This is a genomic window from Chitinimonas prasina (genome assembly GCF_030160395.1).
In the GTDB taxonomy this organism is placed as follows: domain Bacteria; phylum Pseudomonadota; class Gammaproteobacteria; order Burkholderiales; family Chitinimonadaceae; genus Chitinimonas; species Chitinimonas prasina.
Genome location: NZ_BSOG01000007.1, coordinates 15,791 through 40,756, shown reverse-complemented (window position 1 = coordinate 40,756; position 24,966 = coordinate 15,791). Strand labels below are relative to the sequence as shown.

18 protein-coding genes are annotated in these 24,966 nt (G+C 60.8%); 7 read left to right on the top strand and 11 right to left on the bottom strand.

Translation table 11 applies throughout. The annotated features are described in order from the left end of the window. Window positions 1-144: 144 nt before the first annotated feature. A complete protein-coding gene (gene acs / locus QQK16_RS19620) occupies window positions 145-2,112 on the top strand; it encodes an acetate--CoA ligase (RefSeq protein ID WP_284198190.1) in 1,968 nt (655 codons plus the stop codon). Window positions 2,113-2,209: 97 nt separating this feature from the next. Here acs and QQK16_RS19615 read toward each other — a convergent pair whose 3' ends face one another. The 8 genes from QQK16_RS19615 to rimP all read right to left on the bottom strand — a co-directional run bounded on the left by QQK16_RS19615 (window position 2,210) and on the right by rimP (window position 14,320). Further along, window positions 2,210-5,053, bottom strand: a complete 2,844-nt coding sequence (locus QQK16_RS19615; RefSeq protein ID WP_284198189.1) for a putative bifunctional diguanylate cyclase/phosphodiesterase — start codon at window positions 5,051-5,053, stop codon at window positions 2,210-2,212. A 171-nt stretch (window positions 5,054-5,224) separates the two neighbouring features. Beyond that, window positions 5,225-7,390: a polyribonucleotide nucleotidyltransferase gene (gene pnp / locus QQK16_RS19610; protein ID WP_439954244.1), complete on the bottom strand. Its 2,166-nt coding sequence runs from the start codon at window positions 7,388-7,390 to the stop codon at window positions 5,225-5,227. Window positions 7,391-7,606: 216 nt separating this feature from the next. Next, the gene (gene rpsO, locus QQK16_RS19605) at window positions 7,607-7,876 is read right to left on the bottom strand and encodes a 30S ribosomal protein S15 (RefSeq protein WP_284198187.1); all 270 of its coding nucleotides are present in this window, start codon (window positions 7,874-7,876) and stop codon (window positions 7,607-7,609) included. Window positions 7,877-7,974: 98 nt separating this feature from the next. Then, the gene (truB, locus tag QQK16_RS19600; protein ID WP_284198186.1) at window positions 7,975-8,907 is read right to left on the bottom strand and encodes a tRNA pseudouridine(55) synthase TruB; all 933 of its coding nucleotides are present in this window, start codon (window positions 8,905-8,907) and stop codon (window positions 7,975-7,977) included. Continuing rightward, complete coding sequence (gene rbfA, locus QQK16_RS19595; protein WP_284198185.1) at window positions 8,879-9,265, bottom strand: 30S ribosome-binding factor RbfA; 387 nt, start codon at window positions 9,263-9,265, stop codon at window positions 8,879-8,881. The genes truB and rbfA overlap by 29 nt, the downstream gene beginning before the upstream one ends. A 144-nt stretch (window positions 9,266-9,409) precedes the next feature. Beyond that, a complete protein-coding gene (gene infB, locus QQK16_RS19590) occupies window positions 9,410-12,268 on the bottom strand; it encodes a translation initiation factor IF-2 (RefSeq protein WP_284198184.1) in 2,859 nt (952 codons plus the stop codon). Between the two features lie 30 nt (window positions 12,269-12,298). After that, window positions 12,299-13,795, bottom strand: a complete 1,497-nt coding sequence (nusA, locus tag QQK16_RS19585; RefSeq protein WP_284198183.1) for a transcription termination factor NusA — start codon at window positions 13,793-13,795, stop codon at window positions 12,299-12,301. A 93-nt stretch (window positions 13,796-13,888) separates the two neighbouring features. Then, complete coding sequence (gene rimP / locus QQK16_RS19580; RefSeq protein WP_308447086.1) at window positions 13,889-14,320, bottom strand: ribosome maturation factor RimP; 432 nt, start codon at window positions 14,318-14,320, stop codon at window positions 13,889-13,891. A 341-nt stretch (window positions 14,321-14,661) separates the two neighbouring features. On the opposite strand from rimP, the gene QQK16_RS19575 reads away from it, so the two are divergent. The 5 genes from QQK16_RS19575 (at window position 14,662) to QQK16_RS19555 (ending at window position 20,052) form a co-directional block, all read left to right on the top strand. Next, window positions 14,662-16,350 carry an AMP-binding protein gene (locus tag QQK16_RS19575; RefSeq protein ID WP_284198181.1) on the top strand — a complete coding sequence of 563 codons (1,689 nt, stop codon included), beginning with the start codon at window positions 14,662-14,664 and terminating at the stop codon, window positions 16,348-16,350. 105 nt (window positions 16,351-16,455) lie between these two features. After that, on the top strand, window positions 16,456-17,619 hold the full coding sequence (locus QQK16_RS19570) for a PilT/PilU family type 4a pilus ATPase (protein ID WP_284198180.1): 1,164 nt from the start codon (window positions 16,456-16,458) through the stop codon (window positions 17,617-17,619). Window positions 17,620-17,691: 72 nt separating this feature from the next. Continuing rightward, the gene (locus tag QQK16_RS19565) at window positions 17,692-18,042 is read left to right on the top strand and encodes an ArsC family reductase (RefSeq protein WP_284198179.1); all 351 of its coding nucleotides are present in this window, start codon (window positions 17,692-17,694) and stop codon (window positions 18,040-18,042) included. Window positions 18,043-18,055: 13 nt separating this feature from the next. Next, complete coding sequence (gene dapE, locus QQK16_RS19560; RefSeq protein ID WP_284198178.1) at window positions 18,056-19,186, top strand: succinyl-diaminopimelate desuccinylase; 1,131 nt, start codon at window positions 18,056-18,058, stop codon at window positions 19,184-19,186. A 107-nt stretch (window positions 19,187-19,293) separates the two neighbouring features. Then, window positions 19,294-20,052 (top strand): SDR family NAD(P)-dependent oxidoreductase, encoded by a 759-nt coding sequence (locus tag QQK16_RS19555; RefSeq protein ID WP_284198177.1) that lies wholly within the window; start codon window positions 19,294-19,296, stop codon window positions 20,050-20,052. A 56-nt stretch (window positions 20,053-20,108) separates the two neighbouring features. Here QQK16_RS19555 and clpA read toward each other — a convergent pair whose 3' ends face one another. Together clpA and clpS are read right to left on the bottom strand one after the other, a co-directional pair. Further along, window positions 20,109-22,382, bottom strand: a complete 2,274-nt coding sequence (gene clpA / locus QQK16_RS19550; RefSeq protein WP_284198176.1) for an ATP-dependent Clp protease ATP-binding subunit ClpA — start codon at window positions 22,380-22,382, stop codon at window positions 20,109-20,111. Then, window positions 22,382-22,690 (bottom strand): ATP-dependent Clp protease adapter ClpS, encoded by a 309-nt coding sequence (gene clpS, locus QQK16_RS19545; protein ID WP_284198175.1) that lies wholly within the window; start codon window positions 22,688-22,690, stop codon window positions 22,382-22,384. Before clpS ends, clpA begins: the two co-directional genes overlap by 1 nt. A 312-nt stretch (window positions 22,691-23,002) precedes the next feature. Between clpS and QQK16_RS19540 the strand changes: the two genes are divergently transcribed. Then, window positions 23,003-23,206, top strand: a complete 204-nt coding sequence (locus tag QQK16_RS19540) for a cold-shock protein (RefSeq protein ID WP_284198174.1) — start codon at window positions 23,003-23,005, stop codon at window positions 23,204-23,206. A 424-nt stretch (window positions 23,207-23,630) separates the two neighbouring features. Here QQK16_RS19540 and icd read toward each other — a convergent pair whose 3' ends face one another. After that, the gene (gene icd, locus QQK16_RS19535; protein ID WP_284198173.1) at window positions 23,631-24,863 is read right to left on the bottom strand and encodes an NADP-dependent isocitrate dehydrogenase; all 1,233 of its coding nucleotides are present in this window, start codon (window positions 24,861-24,863) and stop codon (window positions 23,631-23,633) included. Window positions 24,864-24,966 lie beyond the last annotated feature (103 nt).

The window sequence follows — 24,966 nt, the reverse complement described above, 5'->3', positions numbered from 1 at the left end:
CAGGACAGATCAAGCTATGGTTTCGTTTTCTCCGGCACAAGCCCAGAATAGTCTGGTCTCTGGTTCTGTTGCCCCTTGCCTTGCCCAAGCGAAGCAAGCGCCAACAGCGTCACAGCAAAAACTCAAAAACAAAGGAGCCCCTCAATGTCCACGCTCGATTCCATACTCAAGGAAACGCGCCTTTTCCCACCGTCGGACGAGTTTCGGCACCGTGCCACCATACCCGGCATGGATGCCTACAACGCCCTGTGTGAACAGGCGGACGACCACTACCTGTCCTACTGGGGGGATATCGCCCGCGAGCTGATCAGCTGGAAAAAACCGTTCAGCCGGGTACTGGACGATAGCAATGCACCGTTCTTCAAGTGGTTCGACGACGGCGTGCTCAATGTCAGCTACAACTGCCTCGATAGGCACCTGGCCCAGAACGCCAACAAGATCGCCATCATCTTCGAGGCCGACGATGGTGCCGTCACCCGCGTCACCTATGCCGAGCTGCACAGGCGGGTATGCCAGTTCGCCAACGGGCTCAAGACACTGGGCATAAAGAAGGGCGAGCGGGTCGTCATCTACATGCCCATGAGCATAGAAGCAGTGGTGGCCATGCAGGCATGCGCCCGCATCGGCGCCATCCATTCCGTGGTATTTGGCGGCTTCTCGGCCAAATCGGTACAAGAGCGCATACAGGACGCCGGCGCTGTTGCCGTCATCACGGCCAACGAAGGCATGCGCGGCGGCAAGGCCGTGGCACTCAAGGCAGTGATCGACGAGGCCATCAGCCTGGGGGGTTGCGAATCCGTCCGCCATGTGGTGGTCTACCAGCGTAGCAACAATGGTGCGACCGTATGGGCCGATGGCCGCGATATCTGGTGGCACAAGCTGACCGAAGGCCAGGCCGAGCAATGCGAGCCAGAATGGATGAATGCGGAAGACCCACTGTTCATCCTCTACACCTCGGGCTCCACCGGCAAGCCCAAGGGTATCCAGCACTCCAGCGCAGGCTACCTCTTGGGGGCCATGAATTCCTTCCGCTGGGTATTCGATGCCAAGCCCAATGATGTGTTCTGGTGTACGGCCGACGTAGGCTGGATCACCGGCCACAGCTATGTCTGCTACGGCCCGCTGGGCATGGCGGCCACTCAGGTGATCTTCGAGGGTGTGCCCACCTACCCCGACGCCCATCGCTTTTGGCAGATGATAGAGAAGCACAAGGTCAGCATCTTCTATACCGCCCCGACTGCCATACGCTCACTGATCAAACTGGGCGCGGATTTCCCGCAGCAACACGATCTCTCCAGCCTGCGCCTGCTGGGTACGGTGGGCGAGCCCATCAATCCCGAGGCCTGGATCTGGTATCACGAGGCCGTCGGCGGCGGGCGCTGCCCCATAGTTGATACCTGGTGGCAGACCGAGACCGGCTCGGTAATGATAGCCCCGCTGCCCGGTGCCGTGGCGACCAAGCCGGGCTCTTGCACCCTGCCTTTGCCCGGCATCATCGCCGATATCGTCGATGAATCCGGCGCACCGGTCGAAGCCGGCAAGGGCGGCATGCTGGTCATCAAGAAACCCTTTCCCAGCCTGGTGCGCACCATCTGGGGCGACCCTGAACGATTCAAGAAGACCTATTTCCCCGAGGAGTTCAACGGCCAGTACTACCTGGCCGGCGACTCGGCCCACCGGGATGAGCATGGCTACGTCTGGATCATGGGCCGCATAGATGATGTGCTGAATGTCTCCGGCCACCGCTTGGGCACCATGGAAATTGAATCAGCGCTGGTGGCCAACCCGCTGGTGGCCGAGGCCGCCGTGGTGGGCAAACCTCACGAGATCAAGGGCGAGGCCGTGGTGGCATTCGTGGTGCTTAAGGGTGCACGCCCTACCGGCGAAGACGCCAAAAAAATGGTTGAGCAGCTGAAGAACTGGGTAGCGCACGAAATCGGCAAAATCGCCCAGCCAGACGATATCCGCTTTGGCGACAATCTGCCCAAGACGCGTTCTGGCAAGATCATGCGGCGGCTGCTACGTGCCATTGCCCGCGGTGAAGCCATCACCCAGGACACCTCCACTTTGGAGAACCCAGCCATCCTGCAACAGTTGCAAGAACCCGCCTGAGCATTGCACACAGCCAACAAAAAGCGCCGCAAGGCGCTTTTTGCTGTCACCAACCAGTACATCGCCAGCCTTCACCCTTACCGCGTGCCCGCGGCGCTCAGCCCTGCAAGGTCCAAGCCCCTCGCGCCAGCCGATTGGCCAGGTCGATGGCAGGCAATGGTGGGCTGACCAGGTAACCCTGCACCTCATCACAGCCCTCCTGCTTGAGGAAAGACCATTGCTCCGGCGTCTCCACCCCCTCAGCAATGACCTGTAGGCCAAGATTACGCGCCAGGTTGACCACGGCGCGGGTGATGGCGCTGTCGTCCGCATCGCCCGGGATATCCATCACAAAGGAACGATCCACCTTGAGCTTGTCGACCTTGAAGCGCTTGAGATAGCTGAGCGAGGAATAACCGGTGCCGAAATCATCGATGGCCAGTTTGAGCCCCATGGCCTTCAGCGCGGCCAGGGTGGCGATGGTGGATTCCACATCCTGCACGATCACGCTCTCCGTTACCTCCAGCGCCAGCCAGCGGGCATCCAGCCCCGTCTCCTTCAGTATGCCAGTGATATCCTCAGCCAGGTCGCGGCGGTAGAACTGCATGGCGGAGAGGTTGACCGCCACCTCGATGGGGGGCAGGCCCTCATCCTGCCAGGCACGATTCTGCCTGCAGGCTTCACGCAGCACCCACTCGCCTATATCGCCTATGAGTCCGCGCTCCTCCGCGATGGGAATGAACTGCATGGGTCCGATCAGGCCACGCTCCGGATGGCGCCAGCGTATCAGCGCCTCGACGCCCACAATGGCCCCGCTGCTCATGGCCACCTGAGGTTGGTAATGCAGCACGAACTCGTCGCGCTCCAGTGCACGGCGAAGCTGATTCTCCACGGCCAGTATCTCGCGCGCTCTGGCATTCATATCGGCGGTATAGAAGCGGAAAGTGTTACGACCATGCTCCTTGGCGTGGTACATGGCCGCATCGGCATTGCGCACCAGGGTGTCGTAGTCCTCGCCATCCTCGGGGTAGAGCGCTATCCCCAGCGAAGGCGTCACCACCAGCTCATGCTCATCCACAACAAAGGGACGCGCCAGCCGTTCCAGCACCCGGCTGGCCACATAGCTGGCATCCTCGCCGCTGTCCAGATTGCGCAGCAGGATAACGAACTCGTCCCCCCCCAGCCGGCCCACCGCATCGCCGGCACGCAGGGCATCGTTAAGGCGGCTGGCCACTTCCTTGAGCAATTGGTCGCCCACATCATGGCCTAACGAATCGTTGATGGTCTTGAAGTGATCCAGATCCACAAACAGCAGGGCACGGTGCACGCCATGCCGATGTGCCTCGGCGATGGCCTCCTCAGCCAGTTCGCGGAAATACGCCCGGTTAGGCAAAACAGTCAACGCATCGAAGCGCGCCAGATGCAGAATGCGCTCCTGGGCCGCCTTGGCATCGCTGATATCCCGTATCAGCAGCACCACATCGCCAATGCGGCCCGTCACATCGCGCACCACATTGATCTGGGCCCAGGCCGTAAACACCCCGCCGGACTTGCGCCGGAATGGCACTTCGCCCTGCCAAGCGCCGCCATTGGTGTAGTTCGCGTTGATTTCCTCGTACACCCTGGTTTCTACCGAAGGATCACGCAATACGCTACTGGGCTGGCCGACGATTTCATCGGCGTGGTAGCCGAGGATATCGGTAAAGGCACGGTTGACCGAAGTAATACGGTTGTCCGGCGCAATCACCATGATGGCTTCGGCCGTGTTGTCGAACACCTTGGCCGCCAGCTCCATGCGCTGGGCTGCCGCCTTGCGCTCGGTCAGGTCGCGCAGGATGCGCCAGATGCCTATGGCACGGCCATCCACGTCACGCATCAGCACCCCCTTGGCGCTCACCGGCAACAAGCCGGCGCTGGGACGGTACAACTCGATCTCATATTCGTTGCAATGACCATCCACCAGCACCCGGTGCTGCATCATATGGTCATCGTAGCTGCGCCAATCCTCCGCCACGAACTGGCCCATGGGCCGGCCCACCAGGGCCGCGCTGGGTACGCCCAGCAGCGCCAGCATGGCCGGATTGGCATCCTGCACCCGGCCATCCATGTCCACCACGCAGATGCCATCGAGGTTGGAAATAAACAGTTCGCGGTACTTGGCTTCGGAAGCCCGCAAGGCCTCCTCGGTCTGCACCCGCTCCACGATATCCTGCTCCAGTGCCTCGTTCTTGTCGTTCAGTTCGCCAAACAGGCGGTGCAGCTCTCCCCTGGCCCACTCCAGCTGCCGGCCCAGATCGCCTATCTCGTCCTCACGAGTCCAGACGGTGCCCGGTGGCGCCTCATGGTTGGTCAACGCCCGCGCCTGCTCCGACAAGCGCCGCAGTGGCACCAGAAAACGTGAATCCAGCAGCAGCAGGATAAGCAGCAGACTGACGACCAGCATTACCCCGATCAGCAGCACGTATTCCCGTCCCTGGGCGGCCAGCCGGCGGCGCAGATCGCCGTCATCAAAGGTAATGGTGACCTTGCCTATGACCTGGTCGCCAAAGTGCACAGGGCGGGAGAGGTGGGTCACCACACCTTGCCGGCGCTCAGGCAGGTTGACCGCAATAAAGGGCTCGCCAGGGAAGGTGCCATCCACCTGTACCGATACGATGCGGGCGTCCTTCATGGCGGTGTCCACCAAGGGCTGGCCGGCATTGAGGGAAAGATCCCACAAGGGCTGGCGCAAACCCAGCGCCAGGGTCTCCAGCACCCGCTCCTGCTCGGCCCGGAACTGCAAGGTCAGCTCGTGACGCCGCCACTCCAGCATCAACAGGGTGAAGATAACGCCAGGCGCCAGCAGCCCCACGGCGACAACCAGCACGAATACCTGCCGCAGGCTAAGGTGGGTCAGCCAATGCTTGATGCGCAACCAGGGTGAGGTGGCTGGCACATTGCTAGTCGAGACTGCTGTATCCAATCGAATCTCCGTACTTGCAGCAGCTAGCGCACCCCTCCTGATGGTGGGCGCACGGCACCGCGCGGCAGACAAGGCCGATTCTGCAGTATCTGTCACCCGACCGACAGAAGCAAAACCACCATGAAAAAAAGCCCGGTAAAAACCGGGCTTTTTCTACTTTCAACCTGACTATCAGGCTTCGGCGGGTGCTGCAGGTGCGGCTTCATCAGCCAGCGCTGCCTTGATGCTGAGGCGCACGCGGCCCTTCTCATCCTGCTCCAGCGCCTTGACGCGAACAATCTGACCTTCCTTCAGGTAGTCGGCCACATTATTTACGCGTTCGTTGGCAATCTGGCTCACATGCACCAGGCCGTCACGACCCGGCATGATCTGCACGATAGCGCCGACGTTCTTGTCCAGAATCTTGATCACCGGGCCTTCGTAGATCTTGCCGATCTCGATTTCAGCGGTGATTTCGGCGATACGGCGCTTGGCCTCATCGGCACCGTCGCTGGAAACCGATGCGATGGTGATGGTGCCATCATCCTGGATATCGATCTGGGTGCCGGTTTCCTCGGTCAGGGCACGGATCACGGCACCACCCTTGCCGATCACGTCACGGATCTTCTCCGGATTGATCTTCATGGTGTAGAGGCGCGGCGCGTGCTGCGACACTTCCTCACGGGCGTGATCCAGCGAACCCTTCATGATGCCGAGGATATGCAGGCGGCCTTCCTGTGCCTGATCCAGCGCCACCCGCATGATTTCCTTGGTGATGCCGTTGATCTTGATATCCATCTGCAGGGCGGTCACGCCCAGTTCGGTACCGGCCACCTTGAAGTCCATATCGCCCAGGTGATCTTCGTCACCCAGGATGTCGGACAGCACGGCGAAACGGTTGCCTTCCTTGATCAGGCCCATGGCAATACCAGCCACGTGCGACTTCAGGGGCACACCCGCATCCATCAGCGCCAGGCTGCCGCCACAGACCGAAGCCATGGAGGACGAACCGTTGGACTCGGTGATTTCCGACACCACGCGCATGGAGTAGCTGAAATCTTCCTTCTTCGGCAGCACGGCGATCAGCGCGCGCTTGGCCAGGCGCCCATGGCCGATTTCGCGGCGCTTGGGCGTACCGACACGGCCGGTCTCACCGGTCGAATAGGGAGGGAAGTTGTAATGCAGCATGAAGCGGTCGGTGTATTCACCCATCAGCGCATCGATCTTCTGCTCATCCAGCTTGGTGCCCAGGGTGGCAACCACGATGCCCTGGGTTTCACCACGGGTGAACAGCGCCGAGCCGTGGGTACGCGGCAGCACGCCGGTGCGAATCTCGATGGGACGCACGGTACGGGTGTCGCGACCATCGATACGGGGGTAGCCGTCCAGTATCTGGTTACGGACGATCTTGGCTTCCAGGCCGTGGAAGATATCCTTGATCTGGTTGGCACGCAGGGTGTCGGTGTTCTCGTCGATCAGCGCTGCCTTGACCTTGGCCCAGGTGTCGTTGATCTGCGCCACGCGCAGCTGCTTTTGCGGAATACGGAAAGCCAGCTTGAGGCCTTCGTCGGACAGGGCGGCGACCTGGGCCACCAAGGCCTCATCGACCGCAGGCTCTTGCCAGTCCCAGACTTCCGGGTTCACTTCATCAGCCAGCGCATTAATGGCGTTGATGGCAGCCTGCATCTGCTCGTGGCCGAACACCACGGCACCCAGCATGATGGCCTCGGACAGTTCCTGTGCTTCGGATTCCACCATCAGCACGGCCTGGGCGGTACCCGCCACCACCAGGTCCAGCTGCGATTCAGCCAGTTCGGCCTTGGTGGGGTTCAGCAGGTACTGGCCATTGGCGTAACCCACGCGGGCGGCACCGATAGGGCCCTGGAACGGCAGGCCGGAGATGGCGAGGGCTGCCGATGCGCCGATCAACGCAGGGATGTCCGGATCGATCTCGGGATCCACCGACATCACCGTGGCGACGATCTGGATCTCGTTGTAGAAGGCTTCCGGGAACAGCGGACGGATGGGACGATCGATCAGGCGAGATGTGAGGATTTCCTTTTCCGAAGGGCGACCTTCACGCTTGAAGAAGCCGCCGGGGATCTTGCCGGCGGCGTAAGTACGTTCCTGGTAATCCACGGTCAGGGGGAAGAAATCCTGGCCGGGTTTGACATTCTTGGCACCCACCACGGTGACCAGCACCACGGTATCGTCCATGGAAACCATCACGGCGCCGGAGGCCTGACGGGCAATCTCGCCAGTTGCGAGAGTAACAGTGTGCTTGCCGTAGGCAAACGATTTGGAGATGCGATTGAACACGCTTTTCGTCCTTTTCGACTGGTCATGTCCAGCGACCATGACCCATATCCGCCGACGCGCTGAATTCGGTGATTGCATAAACCGACGCCGGGGTTCCAGCCAACTTGCTTGCCGCAGGGCGTGGCCGGAACCACTTCACGCCCAACAGAATACGGAGCAGAGACTCCTGCCATGCGCCCTGTGGCGCATCGCAGCAGTGCCCGGTCCTGAAATGCAAAAAGCCGCTGCAGTTAGCAGCGGCTTTTCTTGAAACGCTTACTTACGCAGACCCAGCTTGGCGATCAACTCGCGGTAGCCATCCAGGTTGGTGCGCTTGTAATAGGCCAGCAACTTGCGACGCTGGTTAACCATCTTCAGCAGACCACGACGGCTGTGGTGATCCTTGGCGTTAGCCTTGAAGTGGCCGGTCAGGTCGTTGATACGAGCCGTCAGCAGGGCAACCTGCACTTCGGGGGAACCGGTGTCGCCCTGGGCACGTTGGTATTGCTTGACGATCTCGGCTTTTTGTTCGACGGTCACTGCCATTTTGTGTAACTCCACATACTAAAAAGCACCGTTCAGCGGTGCAGACGAGCAAGGCGAGTCGGCTATGCCGCCAACCCCTCCTGGCTTCCTGGCCGCCATCAACTGTGAACCACAGTAGACAGCAATCTGCGCGGAGACAGCACCTGGTCGGTCAATTCAGCCAGCCCAAGAAAGGTCGGCTGCCCAGCACCGGTGTCGCCATAAACGCGCAAGCCGACGATTATCCCACCATCTGACGGAAAACGCACGGACAATCCGTGGGTTAGCTTATCGGTCTGGGCGGCATCCAGCGTCACGGCAGGCAAATCCGCCAGCAGGCTATCGGCCGGCAGCAGCAAAGCATCGCGCTGATCCAGCGCCAGGGCCTCGAACTGCTCAACCGTAATCGCATCCTCCAGCTTAAAACCCGCCGTCTGGGTGCGTCGCAGGCCAATCAGGTGGGCGCCGCAACCCAGCAGCGCAGCAATGTCCTCTGCCAGGGTACGGATATAGGTCCCCTTGCTGCAGCGCACATCCAGCACCAACTCGTCTCCCGCAAAATGCAGCACGTCGATGCCGTAGATGGTGATGCGGCGCGCCTCCCGCTCCAGCGTGATGCCTGCCCGCGCATATTCGTAAAGGGGCTTGCCCTCATGCTTGAGGGCCGAGTACATCGGGGGCACCTGCTCTATCTCGCCGACAAAGCGAGCCACCGCAGCATCCACCGCCATCCGGTCGCACTGTACCGGCCGGGTATCCAGCACCTCGCCTTCGGCATCGCCCGTGGTGGTGGTCACCCCCAGCTTGAGCGTGGCGACATAGCGCTTGTCGGCATCCAGCATGCGCTGGGCAAACTTGGTGGCATCGCCAAAACACAGTGGCAGCAGGCCGGTAGCCAAGGGGTCGAGCACTCCGGTATGGCCGCCCTTCTCCGCCTGCAGCAGCCAGCGACACTTCTGCAGGGCCTGGTTGCTGGACGCCCCATAGGGCTTGTCAAGCAACAGCACGCCGTGCACCGGTCGCTTAATCCTTTTTATCTGCGTCTGCTTCATCGTCAGCCGGCCCGGTGGTCTGCATGGCTTGGTCTATCAGCTTGTCCAGCGACATGCCATATTCGACCGAGCGATCGTATTCAAAGTGCAGTTCGGGCATCTTGAACAGCTTGATGCGCTTGGACAGCTCGCTGCGCAGCCAGCCTGCCGAGCGGTTCAGGGTGTACTGCGACTCCAGCTCATCGCCCTTCATCAGGGTGTAGAACACCTTGGCATGGCTCATGTCACGGGTCACTTCCACACCGGTCAGCGTGACAAAACCGATACGCGGGTCTTTCAGCTCTAGGCGGATCAGCTCTGCCAGCTCCCGCTGCATCTGCTGGGCCACTCGATCAGAGCGGGTAAAGTCTTTAGGCATGATGTATGGCCTCGGGCGTGAGAACCAGGTTGCAGCCCCCACGCCATGTTGAATTCTTAAAGTACAACAGGCGCCAAGCCCAGTCGGGCTTCGCGCCTGTCGATGCAGCAGGGCCGGCGCACCGCACGCCCTGCCCACTACGGCTTACAGGGTACGGGCAACTTCGATGATCTCGAAGACTTCCAGCATGTCGCCTTCCTGGATGTCATTGTAGTTCTTCAGTTGCAGACCGCACTCAAAGCCCGCCTTGACTTCCTTGGCGTCGTCCTTGAAGCGCTTGAGGCTTTCCAGCTCGCCCTGGTGGATGACCACGTGGTTACGCAGCAGGCGTACGCCAGCACCGCGCTTGACCACGCCTTCGTGCACCAGACAGCCGGCGATGGAGCCAACCTTGGACACGGTGAAGACCTGACGGATCTCGACCGAACCAATGATCTGTTCCTTCTTCTCCGGCGCCAGCATGCCCGACAGCGCAGCCTTCACCTCATCCACAGCGTCGTAGATGATGTTGTAGTAGCGCACATCCACGCCTTCGTTCTCGGCCAGACGGCGGGCCATGGCATCGGCACGCACGTTGAAGCCGATGATGACAGCCTTGGAGGCCAGCGCCAGGTTAACGTCGGACTCGGTGATGCCACCCACGCCCGAGTGCAGTATGTTGACGCGCACTTCGTTGGTGGACAGCTTCTGCAGGCTTTGCGACAGCGCCTCGAAGGAGCCTTGCACGTCGGCCTTGATGATGATGGGGAGGTTCTGCACCTCGCCATCGGCCATCGCTGCCATCATGTTCTCCAGCTTAGCGGCCTGTTGCTTGGCCAGCTTCACATCACGGAACTTGCCTTGACGGAACAGGGCGATTTCACGCGCCTTGCGCTCGTCCGACAGCACCATGGCGTCTTCACCGGCATTCGGCACTTCCGACAGACCGAGTATCTCGACCGGAATGGAAGGACCAGCTTCGTTGATGTTCTTGCCGTTCTCATCGAGCATGGCGCGAACCTTGCCGAATACGCCGCCGGCGAGCACCACGTCGCCCTTGCGCAGGGTACCGGACTGCACCAGCATGGTGGAGACCGGGCCACGGCCCTTGTCCAGGCGGGCTTCGATGATCAGGCCCTTGGCCGGCGCATCCACCGGTGCGGTCAGTTCCAGCACTTCGGCTTGCAGCAGGATGGCATCCAGCAGACCGTCGATATTGGTACCCATCTTGGCCGACACCTCGATGAACTGGGTATCACCACCCCAATCCTCGGGCACCACCTCGTGGGCCACCAGTTCCTGGCGGATGCGCTCGATATTGGCGCCCTGCTTGTCGATCTTGTTCACCGCTACCACGATAGGCACCTTGGCAGCCTTGGCGTGGTGGATGGCTTCAATAGTCTGGGGCATCACGCCGTCATCGGCAGCCACCACCAGCACCACGATATCGGTCGCGCTGGCACCACGGGCACGCATGGCGGTAAACGCTTCGTGGCCTGGGGTATCGAGGAAGGTAATCATGCCCTTCTCGGTTTCCACGTGGTAGGCACCGATATGCTGGGTAATCCCGCCGGCTTCGCCCGCCGCCACCTTGGCGCGACGGATGTAATCCAGCAGCGAGGTCTTGCCGTGGTCGACGTGACCCATCACGGTCACTACCGGGGCGCGCGGCAGCAGCTCATGCTCCTGCTTCTCGCTGCCATCCAGATAGGTTTCCGGATCATCCAGGCGTGCGGCAACAGCCTGATGGCCCATTTCCTCGACCACGATCATGGCCGTTTCCTGGTCCAACACCTGGTTGATGGTCACCATCATGCCCATCTTCATGAGCACCTTGATCACTTCCGCAGCCTTGACCGCCATCTTGTGGGCCAGATCGGCCACCGAGATGGTTTCCGGCACATCGACTTCGCGCGAGATAGGCTCAGTGGGGGCCTGGAATCCGTGGGCGTTGTTATCGTCAGCACCACCGCCCTTGCCACGGCCTCCCTTCTTCCCACTCTTCCAGCCACCAGTGCCGGTATCGCCGCCACGGGTCTTGAGGCCACCACGGCGCTTGGCGCCATCGCCCCAGCCATCCTTGGCGGGTGCGGCTGCCTTCTTCACGTCGGCAGCAGCCGGCTTGGCATCCTTCTTGACCTCGCCCGGCTTGCTGGGAGCGCGGTGCAGGGTATGTTCGGTATTGGCGGGTTTCTTGGGTGCAGCGGCAGCCTCGGCCGCTGCCTTGGCAGCTGCTTCCTGCGCAGCCTTACGTGCAGCTTCGCGATCCTGCTTGGCCTTGATATCAGCAGCCTGGCGCTCGAACAGGGCACGCTGGCGGGCAGCCTGAACTTCACGGGCATCCAGCTCAGCTTGGCCCAGCACATCGGCGCGCGACAGCGGCGCAGCAGCCGGTGCAGGCGCCGCAGCCTCAACCACGGGGGCCGCTATCGGCTCCACCTTGGGCTCAGGCTTGGCCTTCTCTTCGGCCTTGGGCTTGTCTTGCTTGGGCTTGGCTTCCACCTTCGGCTCTGCCACCACGGCAACCGGGGCTTCCACCACCGGCTCGGGCACCACTTCAGGCGCCGCCTCGATCACGGGTGCAGCTTCAACAACCGGTGCGGTCTCCACGACAGCCTCGGCCACCACAACGGTTTCCGCCGCAGCAACCGGCTCAGCCACCACGGCCGCTTCGATCACCGGCTCCGCCACATGGGCATCAGCCTCGTGCTGGGCACTCGCCGCAGCCTCAGGCGTCAGCAACACGCGCTTCTTCTTCACTTCCACCTGGATGGTACGGGCCTTGCCCGTGGCATCGGACTTCTTGATCTCGCTGGTCTGCTTGCGCGCCAGGGTGACCTTGGGCTTGTCCATGGCCGAACCATGCACGCTGCGCAGATAGGCCAGCAGCTTGGTCTTGTCCTGTTCGGTCAAGGCGTCATCGACACCGGCCTTGTCCACGCCGGCTGCGCGTAGTTGGTCTAACAGATGCTGCGGCGGCATCCTAAGATCGGCCGCAAATTGGCTAACGTTCATTTGACTCATTCTGGCTCCCGTCTCCTTGCCGTGTCCGGCTTACTGCTGCTCGAACGCCTGGTTTTGCTCAAACCAGTGGGCGCGGGCGGTCATAATCAATTGCTTGGCGGCTTCAGCGTCCATGCTGGTCATCTCGACCAGCTCGTCCACGGCCAGCTCGGCCAAGTCGTCGCGGGTAGCTATGCCATTGCTGGCCAGCGCGCGAGCGATATCGGGGGTCATGCCCTCCAGGTGCTGCAACTCTTCAACGCTGTTCTCGACCTGTTCTTCCTTGGCAATCGCCTGGGTCAAGAGGGCATCACGAGCGCGGCTACGCAGCTCGTTCACCAGGTTTTCGTCAAAGCCGTCGATATCCAGCATCTCGTCGATGGGCACATACGCAACTTCTTCCAGGCTGCCGAATCCTTCCTGCACCAGGATCTCGGCCACTTCTTCATCCACATCCAGGGCAGCCATGAACAGTTCGCGCACCTTGGCGTATTCCACCTCGTGCTTCTGCTCAACCTGCTCCAGCGTCATGATGTTGAGGTTCCAGCCCGTCAGCTCGGCGGCAAGGCGCACGTTCTGACCGCCGCGGCCGATGGCCATGGCAAGATTTTCCTCGTCCACAGCCACGTCCATGCTGTGGCTTTCCTCGTCCACCATGATCTTCTGCACTTCGGCCGGCGCCAGGGCGCCCAGCACGAACTGCGCCGGATCGGCAGACCACAGCACGATGTCCACGCGCTCACCAGCCAGCTCACCGGTCACTGCCTGCACGCGCGAACCGCGCATGCCAATACAGGTGCCTTGCGGGTCTACCCGTGGATCGTTGGACTTGACGGCGATCTTGGCGCGCGCACCCGGATCACGGGCAGCACCACGGATCTCGATCAGGCCTTCCTCGATTTCCGGCACCTCCAGCTCAAACAGCTTGGCGATGAACTCAGGCACCGTACGGCTCAGTATCAGTTGCGCGCCACGGCCATCGCGGTCGATCTTGACCAGATAGGCACGGACTCGGTCACCGACCCGCAGGTTTTCCTTGGGGATCATGTGCTCACGCGGCAACTTGGCTTCCAGCTTGCCCACTTCGACAATGGCATTGCCACGCTCGATGCGCTTGATGGTGCCGGTTACCAGGTGTTCCTTGCGATCCAGGAAGTCATTGAGGATCTGCTCGCGCTCGGCATCGCGGATCTTCTGCAGGATCACCTGCTTGGCAGTCTGGGCGCCGATACGGCCGAATTCGATGGGCTCCAGCGGCTCCTCGTAGAAGTCGCCTATCGTCAGCGCCAAGCCTTTTTCCTTCACGTCGGTGATCGCAAACTGACGCGAGGGTTCTTCGTGGTCGTTGTCCTCGACCACTTCCCAGCGACGGAAGCTTTCATAATCACCAGACACGCGATCTATCGCCACGCGTACATCCACATCATCGACATACCGCTTCTTGGTGGCCGAGGCCAGCGCCATTTCCAGCGCGCTGAACACGATGTCTTGCGCTACGTTCTTCTCGCGCGCCAAGGCATCGACCAGCAACAGGATTTCACGACTCATTTCTCGAATACCTCCAACCGTATCGCTTCGGGCACAGGCCCCAATCTCTAAAAACCCCAATCCCGCACAGCATCCGCTCTATCGAACAGATACTCAGAACACCGGCACCAAACGCGCCCGGTCGATCTGCGCCAGGGGCACCGCCACCAACTGGTCAGGGGCCAGCAGCACCTCCACCTTGCCATCGGAGATGCCTTTCAATTCGCCTTGCAGCATCTTGCGGCCACCTTCCAGCGGCACGCGCAACTTGATCTTCACCTGTTGCCCCGCGAAACGGACAAAGTCCGCCTCCTTCTTCAGAGGGCGATCGAGGCCCGGCGAGGAAATCTCCAGGCGCTCATAGGGCACGTTCTCCACGGTGAACAAGTGGGAGAGATGATTGCTCACCTTCACACAGTCATCCAGCGTGATGCCCGTCGGGCTGTCGATAAACACCCGTACCAAGCCATCCCGGCCGATCTCCAGATCAACCAGCTCATAACCCAGGCCAGGTAGCGTGGTGTCCAACAAACGTTGCATGTCCATAGCGCGCCGCAGAAATGAAAAATGGGCCCTCGAGCCCACTTCAGATACACAAAGAATTGAAATCCCCGCTATTTTAGCGACTTAGCGGCGGAAACGGAACCCCAATAGCATTACTAATACAGCTGTTGTATTGACTGAGCATGTGCTTGGTTGGCACTTGGCGCAACTTTGGCTATTCCGGTACAGTGCCAGCCGGTGGTGCAAGGATGCGGTTGAGCCTTGTGACACGGCTTGCAGCACAGGCTTGCAAGCCTCATGCCGCAAGGGTCAGCCAGTAATAATTGATACCACCCCTGCCCCGACGGGCAGCACAAAGACCAGCAGACACGGAGACAGCAGAGATGGAAAAAATCTGGTTGAACCAGTATCAGTCCGGCGTTCCCGCCGAAATCGACGTCAACGAATTCCAGTCGGCGGGCGAGGTCTTCGAGAAAAGCGCCAAGAAATTCGCTGACCGGCCAGCCTTCGCCAACTCGATCAAGTTCGCCAGCCGCACCATGAACTATGGCGAGGTGGAAGCCGCCTCGCGCGATCTGGGCGCCTACCTGCAGCATGAACTGAAGCTGGGCAAGGGCGAACGCGTCGCGGTCATGATGCCCAACCTGCTGCAATACCCTGTCTGCGTGTTCGGCGTGTTGCGCGCCGGCCTCACCGTTGTCAACGTCAATCCGCTCTACACCCCCCGTGAACTGGAACACCAGCTCAAGGATTCCGGCGCCACCACCATCATCATCGTTGCCAACTTCGCCCATGTGCTGGCCGAAGTCATAGGCAAGACCCCGGTGAAGAACGTCATCGTCACCGAAATGGGCGACATGCTGGGCTTCAAGGGCTCCATCATCAGCTTCCTGCTCAAGCACGTGAAGAAGATGGTGCCGGCCTACAATCTGCCGCAGGCTGTCTCCTTCAATGGCGCCCTGGCCATCGGCCGCCGCCACGAGCTGAAGAAGGTTCCCGTCGGCCACGACGACATTGCCTTCCTGCAGTACACAGGCGGCACCACCGGGGTCTCCAAGGGTGCCATGCTGACCCACCGCAACATCATCGCCAACATGCAGCAGGCCCACGCCTGGCTCAGGCCACTGGTGGAAGAAGGCAAGGAAGTAATCGTCTGCGCCCTGCCGCTGTACCATATCTTCTCGCTGACAGCGAACTGCATGGTGTTCTCCAAGATAGGTGGCATGAACGTGCTGATCACCAATCCGCGCGACATCCCGGCCTTTGTGGAGGAGCTGAACAAGTTTCCCATCACCTGCATGACGGGCGTCAACACCCTGTTCAATGCCCTGACCAACAATCCCGATTTCAAGAACGTCAATTTCCGCACCTGGAAACTGGCGCTGGGTGGCGGCATGGCCGTACAGAAAGCCGTGGCCGAGCACTGGAAGGAAATGACCGGCGTACCGCTGATCGAGGCCTACGGCCTCACCGAGACCTCGCCGGCCGCCTGCATCAACCCCATGAACCTCAAGACCTACAACGGCGCGATCGGCCTGCCAGTGCCGTCCACCGACATCCAGGTGCGCGATGCCGACGGCAAGGAACTGGGCTTCGAAGAAGCTGGCGAGCTCTGGATCAAAGGCCCGCAGGTCATGAAGGGCTACTGGAACCGCCCAGAGGAAACCGCCAAGGTCATCGATGCAGATGGCTGGCTGGCGACCGGTGACATGGCCATCGTGCATCCCGATGGCTTCGTCAAACTGGTCGATCGCAAGAAGGACATGGTTCTGGTGTCGGGCTTCAACGTCTACCCCAATGAAGTGGAAGACGTGGTCGCCATGCACCCCGGCGTGCTGGAAGTGGCCTGTATCGGCATACCTGACGACAAGTCCGGTGAAGTGGTGAAGATATTCGTGGTGAAGAAGGATGCCTCGCTGACCGACACCGCCGTCATCGAGCACTGCAAGAAGAATATGACAGGCTACAAGGTGCCCAAGTACGTCGAATTCCGCACCGAGTTGCCCAAGACCAACGTGGGCAAGATTCTGCGCCGCGCCCTGCGTGACGAAGAGCTGGCCAAGGCCAAGTAAGCCCCGCCACCTACCGGCAAACCCAAGGCAAACCCGCTCTATGGCGGGTTTGCCTTTTTTGCCGTGCTAAACTGATGGCATAAATCCGCTCATGCAAAGACACTCATGAACCTGCTCCCCTTCTTCAAGATGATGGCCGAGAAAAAGGCCAGCGACCTGTTCGTTACCGCAGGCAGCCCGGTGCAGGTCAAGATCCAGGGCGTGCTCTACCCGGTAAACAAGCAGGTACTGGAGTCCGCCCATGTGCAGACCCTGGCCTACGAGCTGATGACCGAGGACCAACGGGCCACGTTCGAATCGGAATGGGAAATGAACTTCGGCCACCCCATCGAGGGCATAGGCAACTTCCGTATCAACATCTTTCGCCAGCGCGGCAATGTCGGCATCGTGGTCCGCTATATCAAGGCGATCTCCCCCACCATCGATGACCTGCGCCTGCCCGACGCACTGAAGCAGCTGATCATGGAGAAGCGGGGCCTGATCTTCGTGGTCGGCTCCACCGGCTCGGGCAAGACGTCCACCATTACCGCCATGCTGGAGCACCGCAACACCACCTCGCCGGGCCATATACTCACCATCGAAGACCCGATCGAGTACATCTACCCCCATCGCAAGAGCATCGTCAGCCAGCGTGAAGTGGGCATAGACACCCACAGCTTCTCTGATGCGCTCAAGAACGCCATGCGGGAAGCGCCTGACGTCATGATGATAGGCGAGATACGCGACAAGATGACCATGCAGCATGCCCTGACCTATGCCCAGGCAGGCCACCTGATCATCAGTACGCTGCACGCCAACAACAGCTACCACTCGATGAACCGCATCATCAACTTCTTCCCGCATGAAGCTCGCGAGAGCCTGCTGATGGACTTGAGCGTCGCGCTCAAGGCGGTCATCTCGCAGCGTCTGGTCAAGAACAAGCAGGGCCAGCTGACCCCGGCAGTGGAAGTCATGGTCAACTCCAGCCGTATTGCCGAGCTGATCAAGAACGGCGAGATCGATCAGATGAAGGAAGCCATGGAGCAAAGCCTCTACCAGGGCTCCCAGACGTTTGAGCAGGCCCTGTACAAGCTCTATCGCGAAGGCGAGATCACCTACGACGAAGCCATGAGCAATGCCGACTCGGCCACCAACCTGGCCTGGCTGATCAACAACGCCCAGTCGCAGGAAGAAAAAGACGCCGAGCGCAGCCAGAAGCGAGCGCAGTCCGATGCAGCCCGCGCCGCACCGGCCGAGCCCGAAATCAGCTTCGATATCGACCTGCACTGAGCCGCCAGGCCTGTCCCGGCCGGACCCAACCCAGCCGGGCAAGCTGCCCGGCGCCAACCGCCATCCCGATACATGATGAAACTGCACGGCATAACCAACTGCGACACAGTCAAGAAAGCCCGTAGCTGGCTCAATGAACACGGCCAGGCACATGACTTCCACGATTTCAAGAAGCAAGGAGTGGATGCCGCCCAACTGGCGGGCTGGATCGCCAAGCTCGGCTGGGAGCCGCTGGTCAACAAGCAGGGCACTACCTGGCGCAAGCTGGACCCGACCCGCCAGGCCCAGGTGGTGGATGCCGCCAGCGCCATCGCCCTTATGCTGGAACAGCCCTCGGTCATCAAGCGGCCGGTGCTTGAGCATGGCGATCAACTGACTGTAGGCTTCAAACCCGACCAATACGCCCGGCTGTTCGCAACTTAGGCCCACACCCTCCATGACCGACCCTACCCTGCTACTGACCCAGCAACTGGTGGGCCTGGACTCCATCACCCCCACCGATGCCGGCTGCCAGGACCTACTGATAGCGCGGTTGGCTGCCCTGGGCTTCGCCATAGAGCGCATGCGCCATGGCGAAGTAGACAATTTCTGGGCACGGCGCGGCACGGCAGCACCGCTGTTGTGCTTTGCCGGCCACACCGACGTGGTACCCACAGGCCCGCGCGATCAATGGCATAGCCAGCCGTTTGCGCCGGAAATCCGGGACGGCCAGCTTTACGGCCGAGGCGCCGCCGACATGAAGGCCTCGCTAGCGGCCTTCATCACGGCGGTGGAAGATTTTCTCGGCCAGCATCCGGAGCCCGCCGGCTCCATCGGCTTCCTGATCACTTCAGACGAAGAAGGTCCGGCGCTGGATGGCACGGTCAGGGTGGTAGAAGCCTTGGCGACAAGGGGAGAGACCCTGGACTACTGCATCGTTGGCGAACCCACCTCGGCCCAAGTCTTCGGCGACACCATCAAGAATGGCCGGCGCGGCTCGCTCTCGGGCAAGCTCACCATCCACGGGGTACAGGGTCACATTGCCTACCCCCACTTGGCCCGCAATCCGGTACACGAAGCCGCCCCCGCACTGGCCGAGCTGGCTGCCACAGTGTGGGATGAAGGCAACGCCTACTTCCCCCCCACCACCTGGCAGATATCCAATATCCACGCCGGCACCGGCGCCACGAATGTCATCCCAGGCGAGCTGGTGGTGCAGTTCAACTTCCGCTACAGCACCGCCAGCACGGCCGAGAGCCTGCGCGACAAGGTAGACGCCATACTGGATCGGCACGGCCTGGATTACGCCATCGCCTGGACCTTGAGCGGCCGCCCCTTCCTGACCGAGCCAGGCGCCTTGTCACAGGCGCTGCAGACCGCCATACAAGCCGAGACGGGCCAACTGGCCGAGCTGTCCACCAGCGGCGGCACCTCCGACGGTCGCTTTATCGCCGCCATCTGCCCCCAGGTAGTGGAGTTCGGCCCGCTCAATGCCACCATACACAAGCTCAACGAATGCGTGGCCGTAGCCGATCTACCCAGGCTGTCGGCCATCTATCGCCGCACCCTGGAGCACCTGCTGACTTAGCACCCCATTAAAGCCTTTTCGCCTCACGCCGGCCTGCAGGCAAAAGATCTTTGAACAGGCGCTTGGCCACAAACGGCCCATCCCTAACCGACGCCAGGATACCCACCATGACCCAACCTATCGCCCTCGTCACCGGAGCAAGCAGCGGCTTTGGCCTGGCCACCGCCCAGCGCCTGCTGGCACGCGGCTACCGCGTGATCGCCGCCGCCCGCCGACAAGACAAGCTGGCCGCGCTGGCCGACCAACATCCCGGTCAGGTGCTGGCACTGCCGCTGGATGTCAGCGATCGCCAGGCCATACGCGCTGCGCTCACCGCGCTACCCGGCGACTGGGCCGCCATCGACCTGCTGGTCAACAACGCCGGCCTGGCCCTGGGCCTGGCACCGGCCCAAGGCGCCAGCCTGGACGACTGGCAGACCATGATAGACACCAACTGCCTGGGCCTGGCAGCCGTCACCCACGCCGTCCTGCCTGGCATGGTGGCCCGCAACCGCGGCCTGATCATCAACATCGGCTCCATTGCCGGCGATTACGCCTACCCTGGCGGAAATGTCTATGGCGCCACCAAGGCCTTCGTGCACCAGTTCAGCCTCAACCTCAAGGCCGACCTGCTCGGTACCGGCGTCAGGGTCAGCAGCATAGAACCCGGCCTGGCCGGCGGCAGCGAATTCTCCAATGTGCGATTCAAGGGCGATGATGCCAAGGCCGCCAGTGTCTACCAGGGCACCCAGCCGCTACTGCCGGACGATATCGCTGCCACGGTGGAGTGGCTGGCCAGCCTGCCCCCCCACGTCAACATCAACGTCATCGAGATGATGCCCACCTGCCAGGCCCCCGGCCCCCTGGCCATACACCGTCAAGCCTGACCCAGCATCAATAAAAACGCCCCGCAATGCGGGGCGTCGCTTTACCTGCAAACAGCTCAGGCCGGCTCGGCAGCCACTTCCTTGATATCCAGCCTGACTACATCCGCCTCATCGACATCGATGGTCACCTCGCCACCACCGGCCAGCCTGCCAAACAACAACTCGTCTGCCAGCGCCTTGCGTATGGTGTCCTGAATCAGGCGCGACATCGGTCTGGCACCCATCAGGGGGTCGAAACCCTTGCGTGCCAGATAGGCCTTGAGCGCCTCGCTGAAGTGGGCCTCCACCTTCTTCTCGTGCAACTGGCTCTCCAGCTGCATGAGGAACTTGTCCACCACCTGCAAGATGATCTCCTGCGTCAGCGGGGCGAAGCTGATGGTGGCATCCAGCCGATTGCGGAACTCCGGCGTAAACAGCCGCTTGATCTCGGCCAACTCGTCACCCACCGCCTTGCTGTTGGTGAAGCCTATGCTGGCCTTGTTCAAGGATTCGGCCCCCGCATTGGTGGTCATGACGATGATCACATTGCGGAAATCCGCCTTGCGGCCGTTGTTGTCGGTCAGCGTACCGTGGTCCATCACCTGCAGCAGCACGTTGAAGATGTCCGGATGGGCTTTCTCGATCTCATCCAGTAGCAGCACCGCATAAGGATGCTTGGTGATGGCCTCGGTCAGTAGCCCGCCCTGATCGAACCCCACATAGCCGGGCGGCGCGCCTATCAGCCGGCTGACCGCATGGCGTTCCATGTATTCCGACATATCAAAGCGGATCAGCTCGATACCCAGGGTATAGGCCAGTTGCCGCGCCACCTCGGTCTTGCCAACCCCGGTCGGGCCGGAGAACAGGAAGGAGCCGATGGGCTTTTGCGGATTACCCAGGCCTGCACGGGCCATCTTGATCGAAGCCGCCAGCGCATCAATGGCCTTCTCCTGACCAAACACCACGTTCTTTAGATCGCGATCCAGGGTCTTGAGCGCGTTGCGGTCGTCGCTGGACACATTCTTGGGCGGAATGCGGGCGATCTTGGCCACGATCTCCTCGACCTCACCCTTGCCTATGGTCTTCTTCTGGCGCGACTTGGGCAGTATCTTCTGCGCCGCGCCAGCCTCGTCTATCACATCGATGGCCTTGTCGGGCAGATGGCGGTCGTTGATGTACTTGGCCGACAGCTCAGCCGCCGTGGCCAGCGCCGCCGCCGTGTACTTGACGCCATGGTGCTCCTCGAAGCGGCTCTTGAGCCCCTTCAGTATCTCCACCGTCTGCTCGATGGTGGGCTCGCTCACGTCTATCTTCTGGAAGCGACGGCTGAGCGCATTGTCCTTCTCGAATATGCCGCGGAACTCGGTATAGGTGGTGGCGCCTATGCACTTGAGCGCACCATTGCTCAGCGCCGGCTTGAGCAGGTTGGAGGCATCCAGCGTACCACCAGAAGCCGCGCCCGCCCCCACCACGGTATGGATCTCGTCTATGAACAGGATGCCATTGCGATCCTCGCCCAACTGCTTGATCACCGCCTTGAGGCGCTGCTCGAAATCACCACGGTACTTGGTGCCCGCCAGCAAAGCGCCCATGTCCAGGGCGTAGACCGTGGCATCCACCAGTATGTCAGGCACTTCGCCGTCGACGATGCGCTTGGCCAGGCCCTCGGCAATGGCCGTCTTGCCCACGCCAGCCTCGCCCACCAGCAGGGGGTTGTTCTTGCGCCGGCGGCACAGCACCTGTATCACCCGTTCGATCTCGGCATCGCGCCCGATCAAGGGGTCGATACGGCCCTGGCTGGCGGCCTGGTTCAGGTTCAGGGTAAAGCTCTCCAGCGCCCCATGGTTCTGGGTTTCCGCTTCGCTCTCGTGCTCCGCCTCACCGCCCTTGGGCGCCGCCTGGCCGCCCGATTGTGGTGCCACCTTGCTGATGCCGTGAGAGATGAAATTGACCACATCCAGCCGAGTGATTCCCTGCTGATGCAGGAAGTAAACGGCATGCGAATCCTTTTCGCCGAAGATGGCAACCAGCACGTTGGCGCCCGTCACTTCCTTCTTGCCGGACGACTGCACATGCAGGATGGCACGCTGTATCACGCGCTGGAAACCGATGGTGGGCTGGGTTTCCACCTCGCCGGTACCGGCCACCATGGGCGTGTGTTCGGCCACGAAGTCGGTCAGTTCGCGGCGCAACTGGTCGATCTTGGCGCCGCAGGCGCGCAGCACTTCCGCCGCGCTCTGGTTGTCGAGCATGGCCAACAGGAGGTGTTCCACCGTGATGTATTCGTGGCGTTTCTGACGCGCCTCCACAAAAGCCGTATGCAGGCTTACTTCGAGTTCCTGGGCAATCATCAGTTTTCCTCCATGACGCACTGTAGCGGGTGCTGATGCCGCCGTGAAAAATCCATTACCTGCGCGACCTTGGTCGCCGCCACATCCTTGGGATACAACCCGCAAACACCTTTGCCCTCCGTATGTACTTGGAGCATCACACGGTTGGCCCGTTCATGATCCATGGCAAAAAACTGCTGCAGTACCACCACCACGAATTCCATGGGTGTGAAGTCGTCGTTGAGCAGCAGCACCTTGTACATCGACGGTGGTTTGACTCGGGTGGGTGACTTGGCGAGTTCAACGCCGTCGTTGTGCTTTATGGCCATGATCAAGTTGTGTGAGAAGAGCAGTTGCTACTGTTACCTAATTTTGGCCCGTGCCGCCAGCATTTCAAGTGGTGTATTTGTGATGTATTTCCCCTACAACCCGCCAAGTGGCACGCATAGGGTGCTTGACGGCCATATTCGGCGGGGGGTACAAGGCAAACGTTTGGATTCAAGTTGGAAGCTAGTACCGGCTGTCGGCTGTACGCGATTGCGTAGTACATAGAAGTGCCAGTCTTGCGAGCCTTGAACCATAACAACACCCAAGCGGCTCGCCGCTTTTATCTTCGCACCCGCAATTGAGGAATTAGCACAATGGCAACTGGTACCGTCAAATGGTTTAACGACGCCAAGGGTTTTGGTTTTATCACCCCCGATGATGGTGGTGAAGACCTGTTCGCCCACTTCTCGGCGATCAACATGAATGGCTTCAAGACCCTGAAGGAAGGCCAAAAGGTCTCTTTCGAAGTGACCCAAGGCCCCAAGGGCAAGCAAGCGTCGAACATTCAGAACGCCTAAGCGTTCCGAAGTTTCATGCAAGCGTCAGAAAACCCCGCCTCGGCGGGGTTTTTTGTTGCCACAATCTTCCGGGCAATCACTAGCAGATGTGCTAGCCCTGCATTTGTAACAAAATTACCTGTCTGCACATCGACCAGATCGCCGAATTCGGCCCGATTTGACCGCCCCTGCTGGGCAATACCATGGTCGTCACGCAAACCAGTCGCTGCCCGATGCGCCGCCCCGGCCAGCACCCACCGGCAACGGCGCTTTAATGGCGCCTGGCGCCACGCCAGGCGCGCCTGGCAAGCAAAGTAGCCAGAGCCGCCTTCAGCCCCTAGAAGGCCGCCTGCAGCGGCAAACACACAAGCCCGCCCTGGCTGAAAAACAAAACCCCGCCGAAGCGGGGTTCTGCTTTGCCGACGAACGGCAGGCTTGCGCGCAATTACATGCGGGCAATCATGGCATCGCCAAAGGCCGAACAGCTGACTTCGGTAGCGCCATCCATCAGGCGGGCAAAGTCATAAGTGACCTGCTTGTCGCCGATGGCCTTTTCCATGGAGCTGATGATGAGGTCGGCCGCTTCGGTCCAGCCCATATGGCGCAGCATCATTTCAGCCGAGAGTATCAGCGAACCGGGGTTCACCTTGTCCTGGCCGGCATACTTGGGGGCTGTGCCGTGGGTGGCTTCGAACATGGCCACATCGTCGCTCAGGTTGGCGCCTGGAGCGATACCGATACCGCCGACCTGGGCCGCCAGGGCGTCGGAGATGTAATCGCCGTTCAGGTTCAGGGTAGCCACCACATCGTATTCAGCCGGACGCAGCAGAATCTGCTGCAAGAAGGCATCAGCGATCACATCCTTGATCACGATGCCGCCAGGCAGCTTGAGCCACGGGCCGCCGTCAATCTCGACGCCGCCGAACTCGTTCTTGGCCAGGGCATAGGCCCAATCACGGAAGCCACCTTCGGTGAACTTCATGATGTTGCCCTTGTGCACAATGGTCACGCTCTTGCGGCCGTTGTCGATGGCGTACTGGATGGCCTTGCGCACCAGGCGCTCGGTACCTTCCTTCGAAACCGGCTTGATGCCGATACCGGAGGTGGCCGGGAAGCGGATCTTCTTCACGCCCATCTCGTTCTGCAGGAAGCCGATCACCTTCTTGGCGCCTTCGGATTCCGACGCCCATTCGATACCAGCGTAGATGTCTTCGGTGTTCTCGCGGAAGATCACCATGTCGGTCAGGTCAGGACGCTTCAGCGGCGACGGCACGCCAGTGAAGTAACGAACCGGACGCAGACAGGTGTAGAGGTCCAGCTCCTGGCGCAGCGCCACGTTCAGCGAGCGGATGCCGCCACCCACCGGAGTGGTCATCGGGCCCTTGATGGAGATCACATAGTCCTTCAGTGCGGCCATGGTCTCTTCCGGCAACCAAACGTCGGAGCCATAGACCTTGGTCGACTTCTCACCGGCGTAGATTTCCATCCAGTGTATCTGCTTCTTGCCGCCATAGGCCTTGGCCACGGCAGCATCCACCACCTTCTTCATCACCGGGGTGATGTCGATACCGATGCCGTCACCTTCGATGAAAGGGATGATGGGTTGATCGGGAATGGCCTGGCCGGGGACGATCTTCTGACCACCAGCGGGAACCTTGATGTGCGATTGAGTGCTCATGCCTGCTCCGAAAGAGTTTGCTTGGGGGGTATGGATGGCTGCTTGTGACAGCCCTTGCTTGATTCGAGTTCTTGGTACAGCGTGCAGCGGGTCATCTCACGCT

Bases quoted from the DNA above. Each gene is read 5' to 3' on its own strand.
- QQK16_RS19570 (WP_284198180.1), top strand. From the start codon at position 16,456: ATGAACCTGCTCCCCTTCTTCAAGATGATGGCCGAGAAAAAGGCCAGC.
- pnp (WP_439954244.1), bottom strand. From the start codon at position 7,390: ATGGTCGCTGGACATGACCAGTCGAAAAGGACGAAAAGCGTGTTCAAT.
- clpS (WP_284198175.1), bottom strand. From the start codon at position 22,690: ATGGCCATAAAGCACAACGACGGCGTTGAACTCGCCAAGTCACCCACC.
- icd (WP_284198173.1), bottom strand. From the start codon at position 24,863: ATGAGCACTCAATCGCACATCAAGGTTCCCGCTGGTGGTCAGAAGATC.
- QQK16_RS19555 (WP_284198177.1), top strand. From the start codon at position 19,294: ATGACCCAACCTATCGCCCTCGTCACCGGAGCAAGCAGCGGCTTTGGC.
- QQK16_RS19540 (WP_284198174.1), top strand. From the start codon at position 23,003: ATGGCAACTGGTACCGTCAAATGGTTTAACGACGCCAAGGGTTTTGGT.
- infB (WP_284198184.1), bottom strand. From the start codon at position 12,268: ATGAGTCAAATGAACGTTAGCCAATTTGCGGCCGATCTTAGGATGCCG.
- rpsO (WP_284198187.1), bottom strand. From the start codon at position 7,876: ATGGCAGTGACCGTCGAACAAAAAGCCGAGATCGTCAAGCAATACCAA.
- QQK16_RS19565 (WP_284198179.1), top strand. From the start codon at position 17,692: ATGATGAAACTGCACGGCATAACCAACTGCGACACAGTCAAGAAAGCC.
- truB (WP_284198186.1), bottom strand. From the start codon at position 8,907: ATGAAGCAGACGCAGATAAAAAGGATTAAGCGACCGGTGCACGGCGTG.
- dapE (WP_284198178.1), top strand. From the start codon at position 18,056: ATGACCGACCCTACCCTGCTACTGACCCAGCAACTGGTGGGCCTGGAC.
- nusA (WP_284198183.1), bottom strand. From the start codon at position 13,795: ATGAGTCGTGAAATCCTGTTGCTGGTCGATGCCTTGGCGCGCGAGAAG.
- clpA (WP_284198176.1), bottom strand. From the start codon at position 22,382: ATGATTGCCCAGGAACTCGAAGTAAGCCTGCATACGGCTTTTGTGGAG.
- rimP (WP_308447086.1), bottom strand. From the start codon at position 14,320: ATGGACATGCAACGTTTGTTGGACACCACGCTACCTGGCCTGGGTTAT.
- QQK16_RS19575 (WP_284198181.1), top strand. From the start codon at position 14,662: ATGGAAAAAATCTGGTTGAACCAGTATCAGTCCGGCGTTCCCGCCGAA.
- rbfA (WP_284198185.1), bottom strand. From the start codon at position 9,265: ATGCCTAAAGACTTTACCCGCTCTGATCGAGTGGCCCAGCAGATGCAG.
- acs (WP_284198190.1), top strand. From the start codon at position 145: ATGTCCACGCTCGATTCCATACTCAAGGAAACGCGCCTTTTCCCACCG.